Origin of the sequence: Pseudomonas sp. CM27 (assembly GCF_013179515.1) — a bacterium.
Classification (GTDB): domain Bacteria; phylum Pseudomonadota; class Gammaproteobacteria; order Pseudomonadales; family Pseudomonadaceae; genus Aquipseudomonas.
This window is the reverse complement of record NZ_JABMCN010000304.1, coordinates 1-6,392: the sequence shown is the minus strand read 5'-3', so window position 1 is coordinate 6,392 and position 6,392 is coordinate 1. Positions and strand designations below refer to the sequence as shown.

General features: G+C 60.1%; 6 protein-coding genes. All 6 read right to left on the bottom strand.

Annotation, left to right across the window (positions count from 1 at the left end; all coding sequences use genetic code 11):
- Positions 1–65: 65 nt before the first annotated feature.
- Positions 66–698 (bottom strand): glutaredoxin 2, encoded by a 633-nt coding sequence (gene grxB / locus HP547_RS26260; RefSeq protein ID WP_172288324.1) that lies wholly within the window; start codon positions 696–698, stop codon positions 66–68.
- Between the two features lie 39 nt (positions 699–737).
- Positions 738–1,490: an SDR family NAD(P)-dependent oxidoreductase gene (locus HP547_RS26255; protein ID WP_172288322.1), complete on the bottom strand. Its 753-nt coding sequence runs from the start codon at positions 1,488–1,490 to the stop codon at positions 738–740.
- 59 nt (positions 1,491–1,549) lie between these two features.
- On the bottom strand, positions 1,550–3,580 hold the full coding sequence (locus HP547_RS26250) for a pyrroloquinoline quinone-dependent dehydrogenase (RefSeq protein ID WP_172288320.1): 2,031 nt from the start codon (positions 3,578–3,580) through the stop codon (positions 1,550–1,552).
- 11 nt (positions 3,581–3,591) lie between these two features.
- Positions 3,592–3,972 (bottom strand): glucose dehydrogenase, encoded by a 381-nt coding sequence (locus tag HP547_RS26245; RefSeq protein ID WP_372242950.1) that lies wholly within the window; start codon positions 3,970–3,972, stop codon positions 3,592–3,594.
- Positions 3,973–4,020: 48 nt separating this feature from the next.
- Positions 4,021–5,322 carry an MFS transporter gene (locus HP547_RS26240; protein WP_172288316.1) on the bottom strand — a complete coding sequence of 434 codons (1,302 nt, stop codon included), beginning with the start codon at positions 5,320–5,322 and terminating at the stop codon, positions 4,021–4,023.
- A 131-nt stretch (positions 5,323–5,453) separates the two neighbouring features.
- A partial coding sequence (locus HP547_RS26235) for a transketolase family protein (protein WP_172288314.1) occupies positions 5,454–6,392 on the bottom strand: 939 nt, incomplete at its 5' end.

Genomic DNA, 6,392 nt, shown 5'->3' with positions numbered 1-6,392 from the left:
CGCAGGTATGTACCATCAGCGCGTCAACACGCTGTACCAGCTATAAAACCGCGGGATTGATTCGATCAGCGGCTCTGCTCGAACAGCAATGGCACACCGCACTTCTGACTTAGGTGTTCCATGTAGGAACGTACCGCCTCTGGGAAAATGACGGCCCGAACGATGGACAGCGAACGAAGCAATGGCCACAGCGTGATGTCGTTAATCCCGATGGCCTTCCTGCTGGCGAGCAGCGGCACCAAAGCCTCCAGCATGGGCTCGATTTGCCCCACCAATGTTGGAGTGGTGTTACGCAATTCATCCAGATTTCCGAAGGCATGCTCCTCACGCAGCCGGTAGGCTTCTCGCGCGGCCGGCGTGGCGACTTCCGCAAAGTCTCCCTCTACGAAACGTGGAATGAAGAGTTTGAGCGCGGTCGGCCAAATTTCCTTAACCCAAGCATCCAACCCCTCGCTTAGGGGAGCGACGAGTATCGGCGGGCCAATCGCGTCGACATACCGCACGATATCCAAGCTCTCCCCCATAAAAGTACCGTCCTGCTTTTCCAGGATAGGTACCGCCTTCTTACCGATCAAACGGGTGGGTGTCTCGACGTCACCCTCCATGATCACCTGTAGATCAACGGCAAGGCCTTTGAGGCCAAAGATCATCCGCGCCCTCGTGCAGAACGGGCAATGTTCATAGATGTAGAGTTTCATCACGTTTCTCCACCTTGAATGGCATCGAGGCCGTGTGCCTCAGAATTGCACCGACCGCGTGAGACCACCGTCTACCAGCAGGTTCGTACCGGTTGTAAAGCTGGCGGCTGGACTGGCGAGAAATACGACTGCCTTCGCCACCTCTTCTGGCGTAGCCATGCGTCCCATCGGATTTTCGGCCAGGCACTTTGCAAAGGTTTCCGGCTGATCACGCTCGATGTCGCACCACACGCCATCTGCGAAGTACACATTTCCAGGGGAAACAGAATTGACCCGGATCCCTTCGCAGGCATGCCGTGCCGACAAGGTTTTGCCGTAGTGCAGCAAGGCAGCCTTCAGGATGCCGTAGGGTTCGGCGAACATATCGACTTCGCGCCCGGATACGCTGGAGATCAGCACCACCGAGGCCGCCGCCGATTGGCGCAGTGCCGGCAGCGCGGCCTTGACCATTGCGGCACTGCCGAGCAGGTCAGTGTCGAATGCCCGACGCCAGGTGGCAAGATCATCGCCGCCGGCCAATGCACTGACGTTGGGCACCACGATATCCAGCCCGCCCATCTGCTCGGCAGCCGAGGTAACCCATGCCTCCACTTGCCCGGGCTGGGTGACATCCACGGCCGTACCGAACGCACGCGAGCCGAATTCAGCGGCAGCACGTTCAACGCCCGCAGTACCACGCGCGCAGAATGCGACTTGCGCACCTTCCTGAAGAAAAAGCTCAGCAATCGCGCGTCCAATGCCTCGCGATGCTCCACTGACCAGCACGCGTTTTTCCTTCAAACCCAGATCCATGGTTCATCTCCTCTAGCGATTATTGCTGCGAAGGGGCATGGAGCGCCCCGTCGCCCGGATTACTTGCGCAGCTTGTACGCAATGATTTCGTCGCTTGTTCCGGTTTCCATGAAGGCATGGCCGGAGGCCGACACGAGCACGTACTGTTCGCCGTTCACCTCGTAGGAGATCGGGTTGGCCTGTGCACCGACGTTCAGCACGTCTTCCCAGAGGACCTCACCAGTGGCGGTATCGATCGCACGGAACAGGTTGTCGGTGGCCGCGCCGACGAAGGTCAGACCGCCTGCAGTGACGACTGTGCCGCCGTTATTGGGCAGCCCGATGTTGAGCGGCAGGTGCGAAGGAATGCCGAACGGGCCATTGCGGCGTGCAGTACCCAGCGGCTCATCCCAAACTGTCTTGCCGGTATCCAGGCTTACAGCTCGAATTCCACCGTAGGGAGGGGCCGAGCACGGCACGCCAGTACCCCAGTTCCGCCAGCCGGCGTTCACGCTGATCGCATAGGGCGCGTTGATTTGGGGGTAGACGGAGGCTCCGCCTTCACCCTTGCCCGACTTGCTGCCGGCCTTGTTCAACGCTGTCTCATCGACCTTCGGCGCGTAGATCGGCTTGAGCCCCATCTGATTGGCCTGATCCCGCGGAATCAGCTGATTGAGATTGGGGATGTCGTTGTAGTTGGCGATGATCAGACGGCGCACCGGGTCAATGGCAACCGAGCCCCAGTCCGAGCCACCGTTGTAGCCCGGGTACTGAATCCAAGGACGATCTACCGAAGGCGGTGTCAGGTAGCCCTCGTAGTTAGCCTGACGAAACTGGATGCGGCACATCAGCTGGTCCAGAGGCGAGAAGCCCCACATGTCAGCTTCGGTCTTGGGCGCCTTGCGCAGGGTGTGCCACTCGGAGGTAGGCTGGGTGTCGGCAAGGTATTTAGGCTCGACCGAACCGCCCTTGGGGGCCTTGACCTCGCCTATCGGAGTCAAAGGTTCGCCCGTAGCGCGGTCGAGGATGTAGATGTCACCCTGCTTGGTCGGCAACAGCACCGCCGGCACCGGCTTTCCGTCCTTCCCTGGGAAGTCGAGCATGGTCGGCTGGCTGCCCAGGTCGTAATCCCAGACGTCGTGGCGAATGGTCTGGAAGTGCCAAACATCCTTGCCCGTCTTGACGTCGACCGCGACCAACGAGTCGGAGTATTTGTTCTCCGCTTCGCTGCGGTTAGAGCCGTAATAGTCGATAGACGAGTTGCTGATCGGCAGATAGACGTAGCCGAGCTTTTCGTCACCCACCGCTGCTGTCCACATGTTCGGTGTGCCGCGAGTGTAGGTGCTGCCCTCGGCAGGTCCATGGACATTGTCCTGGTTACCTAGATCCCAAGCCCACGCCATTTTTCCGGTGACAGCGTGGTAGCCGCGAATCACCCCTGATGGGGCATCTTCGTCCTGGCCGTCGCGGATCTGCGCGCCAGTCACGACAATGCCATTGACGATCGCGGGCGGCGCTGTGACGGCATACCAGCCAGGGACCTTCTTGCCCAAGCCTTCCCAGAGGTCGACTGAACCGTTCTGACCGAAGTCCTTGCATGGTTCCCCGGTGTGCAGGTCGACGGCGATCAGCCTTGCATCCAGCGTGGCTTCCACCACACGGCTGCGGCACTGGGCAGTTTCCGGTATTTGTGGAGCGGTGTAGACCGCCACTCCACGGCAAGCGGCGGCATGGGGAATGGCCTGGTCCGCTACTCCCGGGTCATGACGCCAGTTTTCTTTACCGGTCGCAGCATCGATCGAGATCATGATGTTCTTGGCCGAACACATCAGTAGATCGTTGCCTACCTTGATTGGCGTGGTTTCTGGTGAATAGCGGCTGCCAGGGTTTGGCAGATCTCGGGTGTGGTAGACGAAAGCACGCTCAAGGCGCTCGACGTTTGCTGGCGTGATCTGCTTAAGGGGGCTGAAGCGCTGGGCGTTGTGATCGCCACCGTAGAATGGCCAGTCACTGCCAACTTGCGGCACACCTTCAGCCTGAGCGAATTGCACCTGCACGGCGCAAGAAATGGCGAGAGCAAGCGCGCCCCCACGTTTGACGGTAGTAAACATGACGAACCTCGTTACACAGCAGTGCGGGCGGCGCGGCGCAGCGCCGGCGACAGAGTCAGGATCAAAAGCAGGATCACAGTCATGGCCACCAGCCGAGGCACTAGCCCCCACCAATTGAGGCCGACTTCCCACAGGGCCCAGATCACTGTCAGCCCCCAGATCACTGCAAACAGGTGGATGGCACTGCGTCGCTGCCGCCAAAGCAGGGCGGCGGTTAGCACACAACCAGCACCTGCCAGGCCGTAGTACCAGCTACCGCCCAAGACCACCAGCCACACGCCACCGCCGAACAGAGCCATGCCAAATAGGCTAAGAGTCAAGGCCAGGACGACTGTTGCCAACCGCCACTTCCCGCTGAGACCAGGCTGCGCCTGGTCGTTGTTGCAGGACACACCACTACGTTGATTCATGACGCTACAGCTTCCTTCATCACAAGTAATTCAAGCCACCGCCTGGTTGCCTGGAGCGGCAAAGCCGATCGGTCGACGGGTACAAAACATCGAGAGCATCGCGCCGATCACCAACAGGGCACCGACCACGACAAAGGCCAAAGCAAAACTGCCGGAGCCAGCCACCACGTAGCCGGTCACGATTGGCGCCAACAGACCGAACAGGTTGCCGATCGCGGTGATGAAACCTGCCGCGGTACCGACATCGTCCTCAGAGCGCACCAGGTCGTTGACCAGCGAGAGGTTCAGGGAGATCGCCGAAGCGCAGGTGGCTAGCGACAGGGTAATCACGAAGAGAATCGCCCAGGTGCTGTCGATCGCGGGCACCAAGAAGATCACCGAGGACGCCAGCAGCACGCTGGCGACTACCATGCGGCGCTGGCCTGTTTCAGCTGCACCGGGGCGCATCGCCTTGTCGCTGAGGCGACCGATGACGATGGCGAGCACGGCCGCACCCAGATAGGGAATGGCGGTGTAGAAGCCACTCGACATCACCGTTAGGCCCTTCTCGGCCTGCAGGTAGCTCGGGAGCCAGGTGAGGAAAAAATAGGTGGCATACACCGCGCAGCCGTGCGACAGAGAAATTGCCCACATGCTGCTGGAGCGGGCCAGGCCTTTGAGCCCGAGGGAAACAGGCTGCGCTTCGCTGCAGCCGGAAGTGACGCTGCCATGGGCGATCTCTGCGCGCTCGGCATCGTCCAGCCAAGGTGCCTTAGCGGGGTGGTTGTACCACTTCAACCAGGCGGCCAACCAGATAAAGCCCAGAGCGCCAGCCACCACGAATGCGATTCGCCAGCCAAACGCGCTGATCAGCCAGCCAAACCCAATGGCGCCGATGGCGGGGCCGACAAGACTGCCGCTATGGAATACGGCGGTGGCCATGCCGCGCTCCTTGAGCGGCATCCATTCCCGAATGACCCTTGCACCGGCGGGATACGTGGTGGATTCGCCCATGCCCATGATGAGCCGGCAGCTGAGCAACGAGATGAACCCTGTCGACAAGGCCGTGCAGGCGGTTGCTACCGACCAGACGCCGATGCCATAGCCGTTGACCTTTTTCGGGCCAAAACGCCCCACCAGGTACCCCATGGGAATTAGGGCCAGGAAGTAGAGCCACACGAACGATGAGAATAGGTAGCCCATCGCAACAGGTGAGATATCGAACTCTTCCTGGAGCACCTTGGACGCCACCGAAAGAGATACTCGGTCGACGTAGTTGATCAACGTCAGGGTGAAGAGAAACGCGTAGATCCAGACGCGCTTCTTTTTCAACAGGTTGGTGTCTTTATGCATCGCCATCACCTTGTATTTATTGGGACGATCCAGGGACGAGAACTCGGCGTCTCGGCAAAGAGGCTACTCACGATGCCCGGGCAGCAGGCACTTGATCGTCAGCAGCCATTGCGCATTTGCTGAGCGTTCGGTTAACCCAGCCAACGCTGGATATTCGAGACCATGACTTCCTTGGAGATGCCGTAGCGGTCGTGGAGGGTCGGCAGTGCGCCTGCGTCGAGGAACTGGTCAGGCAGTGCCACGTGGCGCACTTCGGGCTGCACGCGGGCTTGCAGCAACGCCATGGCAATGGCTTCACCCAAACCGCCAATCTGGGTGTGGTTCTCTGCGATCACCACCAGCCGGCCTTCGCGGCGGCACTGCTCGACGATGGTCTGCACGTCCAGCGGCTTGATAGTCGGAACGTGCAAGACGGCGGTGTCGATCGTGCTCTGACTCAGTTCATCAGCCACTTCCAGAGCTCGCATGGTCATCAGGCCCGAGGCAATGATCAGCACGTCCTTGCCATCGCGCAGCAACTTGGCCTTGCCCAGTTCAAACTTGTAGTCGTACTCGTCCAGAATTAGCGGAACCCGTCCGCGCGGGAGGCGCATGTACACGGGGCCGTTGTGCTCGGCGATTGCAGCCACACACTGCTCGGTTTCCAGTGCATCGCAGGGGTCGATGACCATCATCTGAGGGATCGCGCGCATCATCGCGAGGTCTTCGGTCGCCTGGTGACTCGGACCGTAGCCAGTGGTCAAACCTGGCAGCGCTGCGCAAATCTTCACGTTGAGGTTTTCCTCGGCAATCACCTGGTGAATGAAGTCATAGGCGCGTCGCGTGGCGAACACTGCATAGGTAGTGGCGAACGCCACGAAGCCTTCCTTCGCCATACCCCCGGCTGCCGCCATGAGCAGTTGTTCCGCCATGCCCATCTGCAGGAATCGCTCCGGGTAGCGTTGGGCGAAGATGTGCAGGTCGGTGTACTTGGCCAGGTCTGCAGTCATGCCAACGATGCGGGGATCCTTCTGACCAGCCTTAACCAAAGCGTGGCCAAATGGTGCAGAGGTGGTGCGTTGCCCTTCACT